The 15,893-nt window shown below is 38.4% G+C and carries 15 protein-coding genes; 9 read left to right on the forward strand and 6 right to left on the reverse strand.

From position 1 onward, the window contains the following. Entirely contained in the window at nt 1-1,941 is a 1,941-nt protein-coding gene (locus EHQ49_RS01115) for a sensor histidine kinase (protein WP_135575518.1), read from the reverse strand. A 223-nt stretch (nt 1,942-2,164) separates the two neighbouring features. Between EHQ49_RS01115 and EHQ49_RS01120 the strand changes: the two genes are divergently transcribed. Both EHQ49_RS01120 and EHQ49_RS18765 read left to right on the forward strand, forming a co-directional pair. Then, nucleotides 2,165-3,487 (forward strand): lactonase family protein, encoded by a 1,323-nt coding sequence (locus tag EHQ49_RS01120; protein WP_135575520.1) that lies wholly within the window; start codon nt 2,165-2,167, stop codon nt 3,485-3,487. A gap of 190 nt (nt 3,488-3,677) precedes the next feature. Continuing rightward, a complete protein-coding gene (locus tag EHQ49_RS18765; protein WP_208732140.1) occupies nt 3,678-4,169 on the forward strand; it encodes a hypothetical protein in 492 nt (163 codons plus the stop codon). Nucleotides 4,170-4,233: 64 nt separating this feature from the next. Here the strand turns inward: EHQ49_RS18765 and EHQ49_RS01130 are convergent, their stop codons facing one another. Beyond that, on the reverse strand, nt 4,234-4,608 hold the full coding sequence (locus EHQ49_RS01130) for a high-potential iron-sulfur protein (RefSeq protein WP_135575522.1): 375 nt from the start codon (nt 4,606-4,608) through the stop codon (nt 4,234-4,236). Nucleotides 4,609-4,610: 2 nt separating this feature from the next. After that, nucleotides 4,611-6,842, reverse strand: coding sequence for a catalase/peroxidase HPI (katG, locus tag EHQ49_RS01135; protein WP_135575524.1), 2,232 nt, complete (start codon nt 6,840-6,842; stop codon nt 4,611-4,613). 455 nt (nt 6,843-7,297) lie between these two features. Here katG and EHQ49_RS01140 point away from each other — a divergent pair, with 455 nt between their 5' ends. The 4 genes from EHQ49_RS01140 to EHQ49_RS01155 all read left to right on the forward strand — a co-directional run bounded on the left by EHQ49_RS01140 (nt 7,298) and on the right by EHQ49_RS01155 (nt 11,156). Next, complete coding sequence (locus EHQ49_RS01140; protein WP_135575527.1) at nt 7,298-8,683, forward strand: ethanolamine ammonia-lyase subunit EutB; 1,386 nt, start codon at nt 7,298-7,300, stop codon at nt 8,681-8,683. Between the two features lie 4 nt (nt 8,684-8,687). Continuing rightward, the gene (gene eutC / locus EHQ49_RS01145) at nt 8,688-9,464 is read left to right on the forward strand and encodes an ethanolamine ammonia-lyase subunit EutC (protein WP_135575529.1); all 777 of its coding nucleotides are present in this window, start codon (nt 8,688-8,690) and stop codon (nt 9,462-9,464) included. Nucleotides 9,465-9,759: 295 nt separating this feature from the next. Then, nucleotides 9,760-9,993 carry a cysteine-rich CWC family protein gene (locus EHQ49_RS01150; protein ID WP_135575531.1) on the forward strand — a complete coding sequence of 78 codons (234 nt, stop codon included), beginning with the start codon at nt 9,760-9,762 and terminating at the stop codon, nt 9,991-9,993. A 59-nt stretch (nt 9,994-10,052) separates the two neighbouring features. Beyond that, nucleotides 10,053-11,156, forward strand: a complete 1,104-nt coding sequence (locus EHQ49_RS01155; protein WP_135575533.1) for a helix-turn-helix transcriptional regulator — start codon at nt 10,053-10,055, stop codon at nt 11,154-11,156. A 28-nt stretch (nt 11,157-11,184) separates the two neighbouring features. Here EHQ49_RS01155 and EHQ49_RS01160 read toward each other — a convergent pair whose 3' ends face one another. Together EHQ49_RS01160 and EHQ49_RS01165 are read right to left on the reverse strand one after the other, a co-directional pair. Beyond that, nucleotides 11,185-12,183 (reverse strand): DUF1554 domain-containing protein, encoded by a 999-nt coding sequence (locus tag EHQ49_RS01160; RefSeq protein ID WP_135575535.1) that lies wholly within the window; start codon nt 12,181-12,183, stop codon nt 11,185-11,187. Beyond that, the gene (locus tag EHQ49_RS01165; RefSeq protein ID WP_135575537.1) at nt 12,176-13,138 is read right to left on the reverse strand and encodes a hypothetical protein; all 963 of its coding nucleotides are present in this window, start codon (nt 13,136-13,138) and stop codon (nt 12,176-12,178) included. The genes EHQ49_RS01160 and EHQ49_RS01165 overlap by 8 nt, the downstream gene beginning before the upstream one ends. A gap of 182 nt (nt 13,139-13,320) precedes the next feature. Between EHQ49_RS01165 and EHQ49_RS01170 the strand changes: the two genes are divergently transcribed. From EHQ49_RS01170 to EHQ49_RS01180, 3 genes are read left to right on the forward strand one after another with little or no spacing between them, the layout of a single operon-like run. Next, entirely contained in the window at nt 13,321-14,190 is an 870-nt protein-coding gene (locus tag EHQ49_RS01170) for a glutathione S-transferase family protein (RefSeq protein ID WP_244241291.1), read from the forward strand. A 42-nt stretch (nt 14,191-14,232) separates the two neighbouring features. Continuing rightward, nucleotides 14,233-14,580 carry an ArsR/SmtB family transcription factor gene (locus EHQ49_RS01175; RefSeq protein WP_135575539.1) on the forward strand — a complete coding sequence of 116 codons (348 nt, stop codon included), beginning with the start codon at nt 14,233-14,235 and terminating at the stop codon, nt 14,578-14,580. 1 nt (nt 14,581) lies between these two features. Continuing rightward, nucleotides 14,582-15,067, forward strand: coding sequence for an SRPBCC family protein (locus EHQ49_RS01180; RefSeq protein ID WP_135575541.1), 486 nt, complete (start codon nt 14,582-14,584; stop codon nt 15,065-15,067). A 57-nt stretch (nt 15,068-15,124) separates the two neighbouring features. On the opposite strand, the gene EHQ49_RS01185 is transcribed toward EHQ49_RS01180, so the two are convergent. Further along, nucleotides 15,125-15,490: a hypothetical protein gene (locus EHQ49_RS01185; protein ID WP_135575543.1), complete on the reverse strand. Its 366-nt coding sequence runs from the start codon at nt 15,488-15,490 to the stop codon at nt 15,125-15,127. Nucleotides 15,491-15,893 lie beyond the last annotated feature (403 nt).

The following is a 15,893-nucleotide window of genomic DNA, read 5'->3' on the forward strand; positions in this document are numbered from 1 at the left end:
TTAAATCTTTTGAATTTGGATTAAAACTCTATAACCGTTTTTTGATTTTCCATGAGTTAAATGCCATTTGCCCGGATAAGATTCTTCCAAACGAAGTCTTATATACTCAAGGCCAGTTCCTGATCCGCTGTTTTGCAGTTTAGTTCCTTTGTTTTTTTCATGGTGATATACTATAAAACAATAATTGGAAAATAATTTCTCATCCTTCCCTATATTTTTTTTAAAGATTCCGAAACTCAGTTTTGCCTCTGGCGAATCTTCGTGAGTGAAGGCGTTTTCAATGAGTGTATGAAAGATGAGTGGGGGAATGAGTTCGGTAGAATCGATACCCCAGGTTTTGAATTTATATTCTTTTTCCATTCTCATAGCCATCACACCGATATGGTATTTACATAAATTCAGTTCGTCCCCAATGGGAATTAATTGTTTGGAGGCAACTTTTAAGATGATTCGAAGTTCTCCAACAAGTGAGTCCAAGATTAGTGCAGATTTTTCTGGACTTTCTGATACCCAATATCGAATGGCAGATAGTGAATTCATTAAAAAATGCGGTTGGATCGATTTTTTATACAACTCCAATTCCATTCGTTTGGAATGAATATTGGTATGATAGATTTTATCTTTTAGGAAGACTGATTGTTCTAATTCATCCTTTTGTTTTTCGATTGTTATATGAAGTTTTGAATGGTTCTTTGAAAGAAAAAAAGATTGGGAGAAAAACAAAACGAATGTTCCTATTGGCCCATATACTTCTGTTTTGATTAGATTTTTTTCAAATAAAATGTCGTTTAAAACGGTTAAGAACAAAAACACAAATCCGAATAAAAATCCGAGTGCACTGTCTCTTTTGTTTAGAACTGCTTTTGTTAAAATTCCAAAAATATAAATACAACAAAATAACATAACAATTTCTGCAGGGAATAATGTTTCTTCTATCCATTGGGAATCAGGGGCAAGAACCAGTAGAGAAAATGAAAAAAATAAAAACTGGAATGTATGGTTTGGTATTTTGTTAATTTCGTTGGGAAAAACTTTTCCTATAAAACTAAGCAAAAGTGGAAATGTTAAATAGATCGAAAGAAAAAAAAGTTTAATAAGCCATAACCATTCAAAATCAGGAAATAGTATGAGTAAAAAAAACTCTCCACTTGTAATTTTATAAATCAAACTAACAAAGGAATACAAGGAAAAGTAGAGTAGACTCAAATCTTTTTTACGTAATAGATAAAGTGTGAAATGGTATAAGGAAATTACGAATAAACTGGCAATGAGAAAAATATCGAACGCGAGCCTAATCTGTTTGGTTCGTATTATGGACTCTTGTGTGCCAATTTCTATACTCTGTCGAAAACCTGCGTTTAAGGATTTGAAATTTGCTACTTGGATGATGATCTCTGCCGTTTCGGAATCGGGGGTAAAAAATACAACTTTGGGTAACCAGTATTCTTTTGTGTCTTTTGCAGATGTTCCTACAATTCCATTTTCAGATATCTCGGAACCGTTTAAATACATTCGATAGGTAGTGAATGCGTGTGGGATATAGAATCCTAAGGTAGTTTTAATGGATTGTTTTGGGAGTGTTAGGTGTAACCGAAAGGTGCAGAAATTTCGCGGATCGTAAATATTTCCGTCTCGTTGTATTTCATTCCAGAATCCGGGTAATCTGATTGTTTCCTTTTCTAACTTTGAGTGAGTGATTCTGAAATCTTCCGGTTTTAAAAGTTTTTGGTAATAAAATTCCCATTCACCATCCAAGGGAATTGAAGTTTGATCCTGAAACATTGATTCGGTGAGGGTTAGTTTCCCATCCAAAACTTTCGGTAAACTTTTGTCAGGTGATATTTTTTGGCATGAGGCGAGCATTAGAACCACAATGAGGGTTTTAGTGTGGTTGATAACACTACGGCAAATCCATAGATGATTCCGTTTATAATGAGTCATTTGTAGTCATTGTCATCCTAACAATTTAATACGACTCCGGATTCCCGTCCCCGGACGACGAATTTCCTCTTTTGAATTAGAATACACACTAAGGTTTTGTGTGGTGAAGAATCAATTCAATATTGTTAGTTTGTTGTTCAGTTTTTATTCTCTTTCTTTAAATCTTCAGTGTAGTCCTTCTCAATTAAATTCAACTTGTGATCCTGAGAGTGAAAGTTTTGCAATGACCGCCTTGTTAGAGTTTGGTTCTGATGATGGATTGTTTTTGTGTCCTTTATTCTCAGGTTTGAGTCCATTGCGACTGCGTTACAATACTGATTTTTTGGTCATACGGCAAAATGAATCCATCGGTCAAATGAAACCATTTGTTTCGGAACCAATTGAACATTGCCAATCTTCTCCTAGTTTGCCGACTGGATTGGTTTTGAATGAGTCGAATTGTACTATTTCTGGAACTCCTCTTTTTGGAATGAACTCTACTAAATATTGGATTACTGCCAGTAATCGTAATAAACAGACAACAATTCCATTAATAATCAAGTCATTGTATTTTCCTAAATATGCTTATGTTGTAAATACAACCACTGGAATAGTGAATTTGTATTCAATCAATGCAAACTCAGGAGTGCTTACCTCCAATGGTTCGATTGCTGCTGGTGGTGGTCCGGAATCGATGGCGATCAGTCCGGATCAAAAATTTCTTACTGTCGTAAATCGTAGTAGTAATGATCTCTCTCAGTTTTCAATCAATCCAACGAATGGAAATTTAACTTTAGTGGAAACAATTGCCAGCGGTGGATTTTCTCCTCTCGCAATTACATATCATCCTTCAAAAAATATACTATATATAAGAAATTCCGTGAACGTTACTACCTTTTTGGTTCATAGTGTGACCGGAAATCTAACATTAATCAATACAATGCCTGCAAGTACTGGTGCCTCCAGTATCGCCATCGATCCGTTTGGGAATTTTTTGTACGTTCCTAATTATAATGGGAAGGTAATTGATTCTTATCGTGTGGATCAAACTACAGGAATCCCAAATCCTAATGTGATACAATCAATCGTTAGTGGTGCTTATCCAAGAAACTTGGAGATACTTTCGAATGGTAAAACTTTATATGTAGTAAACGATATCGATAACAATATTTTAACTTACCAATTAGATCCTAATACTGGATTTATGAATTTAATTTTACCAGCAACTAATCCTATGGGTTTAAATTCGAGAGCACTTGCCTCCGACCCAACGGGTAGATTTCTTTATATGACAAACCAAGGATCAGATTTTGTTTCCATTTATAGTGTGGATCCTGTGAGTGGAACTTTGTCCCCAGGTTCTACAAATTTGATGGGAACAGGTGATGGTCCATCTGCCATTACTACGGACTCTTCAGGTAAATTTTTGTATGTTACCAATTTTTTTTCCAATACAGTTGATATGTTTCGGATCAACGAGGTTGATGGAAGTTTGGTTTCCAGTGGCAATGTGGGTACGAGCACTTTGCCTGGTGCCATTGTGACAGCTGGAATCAATCCCCCTTAAATTTTGATTCCTCAATTGAGGTTAGGGTTTTTTGGTTCATGCCAAATTCTGTCTGAAAAATCTTTTTGGTTGATCCGTATTTCTAAAAAAACAGGAAAAAAGGGATGCAAGTCCAAAAGAACCTTTTATAGTTTTGGGAATCCAAGTGAATTTTACATTGTTTCGAATGTTTAAAATATAAGGTAATTTTATGAAAACGTATATTCTGATATTCTTATGTAGTTTAGTTTTGTTGTTTTCCTGTTCCACGGAACCTGTGAAAGAGAGTGCAGTAGAACCCGTGGAAAAAACCAGTTCTACCAAACGAGCTTGGAGTCCAACTCCGCAGTGTTGTGAACTACATTCTGAATTTTTAGGTGTCGTTGTTCTAAGTAAGGTTTGTATTTCTGAAACCGAAACCCAACTGGAATTGTTTACTAAGGAATTGAAGAAGGTTTGTGTATTAAAAGAGGGGATGGTTTTTCGCGATGATTTAGGAACTTCCTATTCTTTTCTAAAGTCGGAGGGAGTTGGGTTTTGTCCCAAAAGAACCCAGATGAAGAATCTTCCTTTTACTTTACATTTTCAAAGTATTTCTTCCGAAGCAAAATCTTTTGATTTGATAGAAGACAAAAATGCAAAACATGCACACAAACCTTGGATTTTTGAAAAGGTAGATTTAACACAATGTGTTTGGAAATAAAAGTCCTGCTAAAGTTGTATTAGTAGGACTTTTTGTATCCCTGATCTAAGGGATCGGATAGAAATTATGTTTTTTGTGACCAGGCGGAACACCAACCTAACGAAGATACAGCGCCTGCAGTGATGATATTACATTTCCCCCATCCCTCATTTAATTTTGTATATTGAACACAATGTTTGCAAAAATGATTTTTGGCAGAGGGTTCTTTTCTTTCGGGATAAAGAGCGAAGTCTGTTTGTTTTGCATCTTGATGAAAACCGAGTGCTTTGGCAGTTGGATCGGCTTCAGAAACCGGGACGAGTCCCTCTGGAATGGATCCAGAGGGTTTGTTTTCTGCCCTGACTTCTGAGGAAAAACCTAAACCTCTCTCAAGAAGAGCCAGAGAGGTTACCAAATACAATGCCTTGGTTAAAAAAGTTTTACGTGAAGTTTTGGGCATTTTTACTTCTTCACATCAAACCGGTCTAACATCATTACTTTGTTCCAAGCACTAACAAAGTCTTTTGTAAACTTTTCTTTACCATCATCGGCTGCATAGATTTCTGCAACGGCACGAAGTTCGGAATGCGAACCAAAGATAAGATCTACCGAAGTGGCAGTCCATTTTTTAGCGCCTGTTTTGCGGTCTACACCTTCGTAAATGCCTTCTGTTTGCGGAGATTTTTGCCATTTGGTCGACATATCGAGTAAATTGACAAAAAAGTCGTTACTGAGAACTCCTGGACGATTGGTTAAAACACCATGTTTGGATTTGGCAGAATTACCATCAAGAGTTCGTAAACCTCCTAGAAGAACTGTCATCTCCGGAATGGTAAGGGAAAGTAGATTGGATCGATCCACTAACATCTCTGTAGGTGAAAGTGAGTTACTAGCACCATAGAAATTACGAAATGCGTCCGCCTTTGGTTCTAAAACCGAAAAGGAGTATACGTCCGTTTGTTCCACAGTAGCATCCGTTCTCCCGGGTGTGAAGGGAACGGTTACTTTCTCTCCTGCTTTTTTTGCGGCTTCTTCAATGGCAGCACTTCCAGCGAGGACAATCAAATCAGCGAGTGAGATTTTGTTTCCTGATTCATTAAAATCGGATCGAATTTCTTCCAATTTTTTTAAGGTTTTTGTAAGTTCCTCAGGATCATTCACGGCCCAATTTTTTTGAGGTGCCAATCGAATTCTCGCACCATTGGCTCCCCCTCTCATGTCTGTGCTACGAAAACTGGCAGCAGATGCCCAAGCGGTTCTTACTAGTTCTGGAATCGTAAGTCCCGATTTTAGAATTTTACCTTTGAGGTTATCAATCTCTTTTGGTCCAACTAACTTATGATCTACGGCTGGAAGTGGATCTTGCCAAATTAGTGGTTCCTTTGGTAAATCTTTTGAGATATAACGGGAAAGTGGTCCCATATCTCTGTGTGTGAGTTTAAACCATGCTTTAGCAAATGCAAGTTCGAACTCTTTTGGATTCTCTTGGAATTTTTTGGCGATGACTTTGTAACTTGGATCAAACTTCAATGCTAAGTCAGTCGTAAACATGATCGGTGCATGTCGTAGTGTTTTGTCATGGGCATCGGGAACCATATTAGCTCCTGCACCGTCTTTCGGAATCCACTGGATGGCACCGGCTGGACTTTTAGACTGAACCCATTCAAAACCAAAAAGGTTGTTTAGATACTGAGTAGTCCATTTGGTTGGGTTGGCTGTCCATGCTCCTTCGAGACCACTGGTGATGGTATCTTCTGCATTTCCTTTTTTTAAGTTATTTTTCCAACCAAATCCTTGTTCTTCGATTCCGGCAGCTGCTGGTTCTTTTCCTACGTGTTTGGATGGGTCTGCTTTTCCATGAGCTTTCCCGAAAGTGTGACCGCCGGCAATGAGAGCAACAGTTTCTTCATCGTTCATTGCCATTCTGCCAAATGTATCTCTAATGTCTTTAGCGGCTGCTAATGGGTCAGGATTTCCATTGGGACCTTCTGGGTTTACATAAATTAATCCCATTTGAACCGCACCAAGTGGATTCTTTAACTTACGATCGCCTTCATATCGTTCGTCGGCTAACCATTTTTTTTCAGGGCCCCAATAGACAAGGTCAGCTTCCCAATCATCTGTCCTTCCTCCAGCAAATCCATAAGTCTTAAAACCCATAGATTCGAGAGCTACGTTTCCAGTAAGAACCATAAGGTCGGCCCAAGATATTTTTTTTCCATATTTCTTTTTGATCGGCCAAAGTAGGCGACGAGCTTTGTCTAGGTTGGCGTTATCAGGCCAGCTATTGAGAGGTTCAAATCTTTGTTGTCCACCACCAGCACCTCCGCGTCCATCTGCAATGCGATAAGTTCCAGCGCTATGCCAAGCCATCCGGATAAAAAATGGTCCGTAGTGTCCATAGTCAGAAGGCCACCAATCTTGGGAGGTTTTCATTAAAGTTTTGATCTCTTCTTTGACCACTTGGATGTCCAGGTCTTTGAATTCTTTGGCGTAATTGTATTGTCGTCCCATCGGATTTGATTCCGCACTGTGTTGGCGGAGTGGTGCTAAATCGAGTCGTTCTGGCCACCAAAACTGATTGGATATCGTTTGGCGATCCGTAGAACTCGACGATTCTTTGGTGTCCGCAGCTCCCAGTGGGCTTAGAGCAAGCACCAAAATGGCAATTGCAGAAATGTTTGTTGTTCTCATATTGTCCCTCACTTTCTAGATTTAATTTAAATTTAGAATAAGTCTAGAGATACAAATCAAGCCATTTTTTAGATTTAGTCTAAATTTATGCTGTTAAGGAGAGAAAAACGAGAATCTGTCAATGCGAACGGAAAAAAAATCTGAATCTAATTCTTTATTCCGTTCGTTTTTCGGTCGGTGCTTCCGGGAGGATGGTGGCGTCTTTGGATCTTCGGTCCAGGTCCCCAGTTGTGTGGGTTTTCAGTTTTTAGAGAAGATTCCTCTCGCGTTAGAGATCGGAAGGGCTTGGTCACTCAAACGTAAGTGAGGGACGGGAGCGAAAGCGCACCCCGGACGAGCTCGGCCCCTAATGAATATTAGGTGGGTTTAGGAAAGATGGGGAACGCTAAAAAAGAACAAGGAGAAAGTGCGGAAAAGTTCTGTCCGAATTTTTCTCATTGAGATAGTATTGTGGTATGGGTTATCGTATCATCCTTGGTTCCAAAACTTATTTTTTCCCTGAATTAAAAGATCTTTTAGCAAAGGCAAGTCCTCATCGTTCTGGAGATGTTCTTGCAGGGTTATCGGCGGTCAGTCAGGAAGAAAGAGTGGCGGCTCAAATGACACTTGCTGATGTTTACCTTTCCGAATTTTTAAATGTGGAACTAATACCAGCAAACAAAGATGAGGTGACTCGTCTTATTTTAGATTCGCATAATAAAGAAAATTTCAAATTAATATCTCATCTCACTGTGGGCGGATTTCGCGATTTTTTGTTAGCCGAGACTACTGACGAAGCGGTGATTCGTTCTATACAATGGGGAATCACTCCGGAGATGGTAGCGGCCGTATCCAAACTCATGTCTAACCAAGATTTGATTTTGGTGAGTCAAAAAATTAGTGTGATCACAAAATTTAGAAATACTCTGGGTTTACGAGGAAGGTTTTCAGTAAGGTTACAACCCAATCATCCCACTGATGATCCAAAAGGAATTGCTGCAAGCCTACTTGATGGACTTCTTTTGGGTAGTGGAGATGCTGTGATTGGAATTAATCCTGCAACAGACAATATTCCCACATCAATTGCTCTTTTGGAAATGTTGGACAACCTGATTCAAAAATATTCGATTCCTACACAGTCTTGTATTTTATCACATGTAACAACTTCGATGGAAGTAATGAAACGAGGAGCACCTCTCGATTTAGTTTTTCAATCGATTGGGGGAACAGAAGATTTAAATAAAAGTTTCGGTGTTAGCCTTTCTATTTTGAAAGAAGCAAGAGAGATGGCGCTTTCTCTCGGCAGGGGAACTGTCGGTGACAATGTTATGTACTTTGAAACGGGTCAAGGTAGTGCTTTGTCTGCCTGTGCCAATCATGGGATCGACCAACAGACGTTAGAAGTAAGAGCCTATGCAGTGGCAAGAGAGTTTTCTCCGCTCCTTGTCAATACAGTCGTTGGGTTCATTGGCCCGGAATATTTATACAATGGAAAACAAATCATCAGGGCGGGTTTGGAAGATCATTTTTGTGGGAAGTTACTTGGACTTCCGATGGGTGTGGATGTTTGTTATACAAACCATGCCGAGGCTGATCAAGATGATATGGACACACTTCTAACTTTATTAGGTGTTGCAGGTTGTACTTACATTATGGGGATCCCGGGTGCTGATGATGTTATGTTGTCTTACCAAAGTACATCTTTTCATGATGCTTTGTACCTTCGCCAAGTTTTGGGATTAAAACCAGCACCTGAGTTCGAACATTGGTTAATCGAGAGAGGGATTTTTTCCAATCAAAATGGATTTTTACCGAAAGAAAATCGGCATTTAACTTTACTCGAAGATTTATTGGGAAACTAGATTTATGACTTTTTTAGACGAATGGAAACAGTTTAGTAATGCAAGAATAGGACTTACACGATTTGGAGGATCAATATCCACCAAAGAAGTGTTAAGGTTTCGGTTGGACCATGCGAGAGCTAGAGATGCTGTCTTGCTCAGTCCCAATTTTATACAGCTACAAGAGGATTTGGGAGTTTTGGGTAAACCAAAAAAAATCCCAACTTTATTTGTAGAAACTAAAGTTCATTCAAAAGAAGAATATTTATTACGACCTGATTTAGGGAAAAAGTTGTCTTCGCAATCACATGAGCTTTTGCAATCGTTAGCTGGCGATTGTGATTTGGTGATTGCCTGTGTGGATGGGCTTTCGGCAAAGGCGCTGGATGAAAATTTGGTTCCCTTTTTAAAGATTTTGATGTCTGCCATTGAGAATAAAGGTTTAACTTTGGGACCTTTGGTATTGGTTAAAGGAGGACGGGTTGCCATCGGAGATGAAATCGGAGAGATTTTGAATACGAAAGTTTCGATTGTTGTGATTGGAGAGAGGCCTGGTTTGTCTTCGGCTGATAGTCTCGGTGTTTATATCACCTATAGCCCGCAAGTTGGTAAAACTGATGAAAGTCGAAATTGTATTTCTAATATTCGACCGACTGGTTTTGGTTTTGAAAGTGCTGTAGCAAAAACCATGTATCTCATAGAGGAATCCATTCGAAGGAAAATCTCTGGTGTTGAATTGAAGGATGAAATGCCTCCAGAGTTTTTGTTAAAATCGAAAGACAATTCATCCCTGATTGATTGACAGAATCCGTCCCTTTGATTTTTAATAGAATCAATTCCGGGAGGAATGGGGTGAAATTCCTCAACTGACGGTGCAACCGTGAATTCTATTTCCAATTTTTGGAAGGAAAAGTCGGATCTTCCCACAAATGAATCGCCCGTAAACGATCATTCGTTCCTAAATTTTCTAAAAGGGCCCCGGATAAATGATTCCGGAATGTCCAATTCTCCACCAAACAGAGATTGTGTGGTTCCGGGTTTAGAGGAGAAACACCTTGGAAAAATCCAAAGTACCCAACAAAAAAAGGTTCGATCAAATGCAAGAATCCCTAAAACACGAGGAGAAAATTTGTCCCAATTGTTCTCGGATATTTGAATGTAAAGTTGGTTCCATTAGTCTCTGTCAATGTACGAAAGTGACCCTTAGTTTGGAAGAGAGGGACTATTTAGCTTTACAATTTGCCGATTGTCTTTGTTACCAATGTATGGAAAAGTTGGCCTTCGAATATAGAATCACAAAATCATATAAGTCAATCACTTGGAATTTTTAAAATTGGATGGAAAAAATATTTAGGTAGTTGTTCTATTTGTTTAGAAGGATGAATTCCGTTTGACTAACATATTCTTTTTGGTGCCTCTGTTTGCTTCCTTGGCAAATGTTAGTTGTTTTATCGAAAACATAACACGTGACCACCGTTTCCATCGTTTACTGAGTGTGTTTTATTTCACCATAGGGGTTCAGAATGCGGCAACAGCTGCGCTTTGCCTTGCACCGGATGAAACTACGGGTTTGGCTTTTTGGATCTTTCAGTGCCATTCTTTTTTTCTTCTGGCACCTGTGCTTGTTTCTTTATGTTCGTTTTGTACGGGGCGAAAGTTATTCAATAAAGCTACCATAATCATTGCTATATACGCTTTGATTGTGGATTTACTTTGTTCGTCGATACCGAAGAATTTTGTGTATGAATTTGCGTTACTTTCCTTTGGAATGGCACCTTTACTTACCGTTTTTGGTGGGATTCTTGGTGGTTCTGTCCATTTTTTTGCGATCACTATTTCTTTGTATTTTGTCCTCTCTCCATTGGAGTGGAATTCCTTTTTTGATCGAAAAACATTTATCATTGCTTTATGTGTTTGGTGGTTTGGCCTTTTTTCTAATTTTTTGCCGATGTATGGATTTAATTTTCCCCCTTTTCATCCAGTAGTGGATGCAACTCTTTCTGTATTATTCTCCATTTATTTAAACCGATTTAATGCCTCAAGACCCAGTGTTTATAGTTTAATTGCTTCTATTTTGATTTCACTTGCTGTTGGTTTATTTGTTGGAATTTTGGTTTTAGGAATTCTTCCGGGATTTCCTTTTAAGGAATTGGCGACTTCCATTGTTACTACCTTAACCAGTCTTTTATTTTTCGCATATTTATTCAAAACTACTTTCAAAGATGAGAAACCTAATTTTTCCTTTTCATTGTCCCTTGGGGATTTTGGTTTATCCAAACAAGAATTGAGAATTTGTGAATTGATTGCAGAAGGGCATAGTCGTTCGTTCATTCGTTTGATTCTGAATGTTTCTGATGGAACTTTGCGGAATCATTTGAAAAATATTTATTCAAAAGTACTTCCTGAATCCAATTCTACTTCGAAAGACCAATTGCAACGTTTGACTGTATTTTTATCAAAACAAAAGTTAGTTGAAGATGTGCCTGATAAATAAAGGATTCTTCTATTGGCTTAAAGTTTTGTTATTGTTCTACACAAACTAATTCGTGATTGACGGAGCAAAGTTGTGAACCTTTTCCTGCCGTGAGTGTCACCACATCTTGAGTATAAGCGTCCCCCACAATTCCAGATTCGGTAGGAGAGTTTGTTGTCCACTTTTTACAAGTTCCGTTGGCACTCGTTGTCCAATCCGGATTAAGCCCCGTCCAATGATCCGAAGTTAAGGCAGTGATGGGTGTAGAGATACCTGTAAATAATCCATTTGCGTTTGCGGTCTCAATCCCTATGCCGTTGTCTCGAACGTAAGATTGGTTCGCTTTAAAAACCCAATCGATTTGTTTGTCTCCCAAATTTGTAGTATTACTGGCTCGTCGTGATTCCCCGTCGACTACCATGACCTTGAACCTGCCCGTACCAGGATAGTTTGGATCGGACTGGCAGTATGAATCAAAATTAGATGCCTTACCGATATTGGCAGGATAAGAGTTCTGTGTTATGTATACGATACAGTTGTTACACGATGGATAACAATGGATTTCAATTTCTTTTATGTCTTTATTGGAAATTTTTCCAATCGGGTTTACCAACTCGCAAAAGTTTCCTTGAGCTTGTCTAACAAAATTAACTTCATAATCGGTGCCAATCGGAATCTTATCAGGAAAGGAGAATTCCGCACTTCCTGCGGGAAGAGAAAGTAGAGTTTCTTTATTTAAAATCAATCTCAATCCACTTCCTGTAAGTCCTAACACTTTCCCTCCGATAGTAAACCCACTTGTTCCCGATTTGGTACTCACGGTGCAGTGTGCACTATTGTCACCTAATATTGATTTTGCTGCCATAGTTTTAGAAAAAGATCCCGAGTTTGTATCGCAGATGTTTTCCATTGTAGAAGGATCGCAATTAAATAAGGTTCCTAGAGAAAAAAGCCAAATAAAAATCGTTGAATGAACCTCGGATCCAGATTTGTATTTTTTATTTTCATCAAAGTCAAATCTGGATTTTTTGAAGACTCTCTCAATCATTGGGGATACTAATATATCCTTGTGCAATGGCAAAACGTAAAGGTTGATCTATGGTGAGAAAGGATATAACTTTTGTACAAAGGTATTCTTTTTCATAGATGTTAAAACTAGTTTTGACTGTGTGGAGTCCAACTTTGGGAGAGGGGATTTCTAAATTGACTGCTTTTGCAATGTTGTCTGGTAAACTTCTGGGACTTGATCCGACTAAGTCTAAATATAAGGATGTTCCATCAATAGGAAGGTTGTATTTTGCAGTAATTTCTACAGTATCACCGATTTTTGTTATATCAAAACAATGATCATTACAATCACCAACTGTCGCCGGAATTTTTAATGCATTTGCACAATTTCTTGGATGGCCTATCGTTAGTTGTTTGGTGGAAACTCCAAATTGATTTTTTGCCACTACGAATACTTTGATTTTTTTGTCGGCATCGGTAAGATAAGTATAACCACTGAAGTTGGCAGCAGTTCGTTTGAGGGACTGAAGTGCATTTGTCACCGTTCCATCGGGTTGGAGTTCCATATTTTTTTTACCGAAGTAGAGGGAGACCTCAGTATTTGCAGGGACAGGTTTCTGAAAACTCACACTCGATTTTTGAAATTGAAGTAAACCTTTGGTGGAATAGGGATCATCCGCTGGATTCGCATCATTTGTGATGTAAGTGATTTCATTGAGGATGGGAACACCGGCAGAAGTATCTTCCACAGCAATCGGAAGCTCCGTTCCTGCAGATCCCCCTTGGTTGTTTCCTAGTTGAGAGGTTGTGTTCGGATCAGAGGCAAGTAAGATAGGAACCAAATGTGTTTCCTTTCCGGAAGATTTACCTTCGCATTTTAAGAAGAAAAGAGAAAGTCCTGTGATGAGTAGGACCAAAAGGTTCCAACGAACAAACTGAATTCCTCTATTACGAATCCTCTCCAAATGTTTTTGAATTGGTTTAAATGTTTTCATGCTCCCAAAATAACATGAACTCGTTTCGTTTACCATGTCCTGGATGTCATGAGTGGGGGAAAGGGCCTATCCCAAATGTCATGTTTGGAATTTCTTAGGTCGGATTTTCGTTTTTTGAATAGGTAGTCAGGTAAGAGAAGGTTTGCCCGTTTCTTTTTCCTGCGACTGGAATTCTTAAGTGAGTGAGATTTTTACTAGTATCCAATAAGGAAAGTTCCTTTCGATTTCGAGCCACTAAAATTCGAAACTCACTTACCTATTTCACAGGATATATTTTTATAAATAGTTATCCATTTGGGAAACTATTTTACTTGCCAACTTTTGAGGGTTCTTTGATAGTTTTCCAAATGGATAACTATCAAACCCCAGACCTATTACTTTACATTCACCCTCTCGCTTCCTTTTGCCATAAGGTTCTCATCGCCCTTTATGAAAATGATACAGAATTTGAATCCCGGATCGTGGATTTAATGCAAGAAGAGTCTAGCGCGGAACTTTTGGCCTATTGGCCTGTGGGTAAAATTCCATTGCTTCGGGATAGAAAACGAGAGAAAACAATCCCTGAGACTTCCATCATCATTGAATATTTAAATGAATTTTATCCCGGCAAAGTAAAACTCATTCCTTCGGATTTTTCATTGGCTCTCGAGACAAGGCTTTGGGATCGTTTTTTTGATCTTTATATCAGCGAACCGATGCAGAAGATTGTTGTCGATCGTTTGCGGCCAGAGGGGCAAAACGACAAACTCGGAGTGGAACAAGCATACCAGAGATTGCCTATTGCTTATGATATGTTGGAGGGACAATTACAATCTCATTCCTTTGTTGTTAGTGATAATTTTAGTATGGCAGACTGTTCGGCAGTTCCTGCTTTGTTTTATGCGGATACGATTTTAAGTTTTCGTAATACACATCCAAAACTTACCGCTTATTTTGAAAGATTATTAGAAAGGCAGTCCGTAAAACGTACGATAGTTGAAGCCTCACCCTATTTTCATATGTATCCACTTTTTGATAAAATTCCCAAAAGGTTTTTAAATGAAAAAAAATAAGGATCAATATCAAATATATAAAACAATGACTCATATCGCTTTATGAAGACTAATGCCATTGGTTTAGAAAACATCTTTCATGCTCTTTCGGATAGGAGTCGTTTGTCTATGGTGGAACGATTGAGTTTTGGACCTCTTTCTGTCAAAGAATTGGCAGAACCTTTAAACATGGCTTTACCGTCTGCTTTGAAACATTTAAAAGTTTTGGAAGATGGTGGTATAGTTATTTCAGAAAAGTTAGGTAGGGTTCGTACATATCAATTGGATAAGAGTCGACTTTCAGCAATCGATTTATGGATGGCTGATAGAAAGGCCGCTTGGAACAGAAGTTTTGATCGGTTGGGAAAATTTTTAATCGAATCATCGGATGAGGATTCCGACGGAGAATAAAATGAAAGAAGGTCAAGTAACACACTCAACATTTACTATTGAAAGGATTTTACCTGCTTCTAAAGAACGATCTTTTGCTGCTTGGGCCAATGCAGATTCCAAACGAAGATGGTTCGCATGCCATGACGATTGGAAGACTGTCGAATTCAATTTGGACTTTAAAGTCGGCGGAAAAGAATCTAATTTAGTCGTAACACCTTCAGGAAGTCGGCATGTTTTTGATGCAACCTTTTATGATATCATCCCCAATGAAAGAATTGTCTATGCTTTTGGTATGTATGTAAATGATATTCGGATCTCTGTATCTCTTGTGACGGTTTTATTTGAATCACCTGTTGTTGGCAGAACCAAAATGTTGTTTACCGAACAGATTATCCTCTTGAACGATCCTGATAGTAAAAATGTGTTCAATTTGGATGAAGAAGTCCGTGGTCGTGTAGAAGGTACAAACGCAGGATTTGATCGACTTGAAAAAGAGTTTTCCTAGTGGCTCCCTAAACTGGAAGCCCTCGGTAAATTTTTAGTATGTGAACTGACTAAGGATTCAAACAGGATACAAAAATTCGTAAAAAGTACCATTAATCATAGGGACTCTTATATTTTTGATATCGTTTTCCGTTTCGGTATACTGAAAAAAAGTTTTTTCTGGTTTATAAAAGTATTTGGCCCTTGTTCGTTCCAAAGATTGGAGAGAATTCTGAATGTTTGTCTCTTTCGATTCGTTCGGATTAAAGAATTGAAAGAGTTGGCGGTTCTTCGCGGATGCTGGAAGGGAACATTCCCAACAAATTTCTTCTTCAATGGACAGAATTTCATCGTATAGTTCTGAATGGTTTGTTGGGCCACCAAGTGCCGCCAGTTTCAAAGAAAGATCATAATACTCATCGAGTAGGGATTCAATGTATTCCATGTTTGTTAACCTCTAAGAACCAGAATACTCGGTAGGTAGGACAAATCTGGCTAGGTTTAGAAAAATTTCTAATTTGGCAGTGAAAAAAAAGGAATCGAAGAATTAGATTCAGCGGAACGGTTCGAATGAACAGAGGATCGTCGCTCGATTTATTTTTGTTCTGAAGCCTAAAAATCTGGGAAAACTGAATCCATTCGAAAAAAACAATTGGTAAAATTGGTACTAAATCGTAATGAATTTCCTTTTTTGAGGAGGAGAACGAGTGTTTGCTTGGGGCAGACTAGCTGAATGTTAAGCGACTGAAAACAGAACACTTATTTTGTGATAAAAATTAAGCCAAAATGCTAAAAAAAAAGAAAACCAGGGGCATCAGATAACAAAAAATAGGTGTTTTTGTCTTCGT

It is taken from the genome of Leptospira perdikensis (assembly GCF_004769575.1).
Taxonomy (GTDB): Bacteria; Spirochaetota; Leptospiria; order Leptospirales; family Leptospiraceae; genus Leptospira_A; species Leptospira_A perdikensis.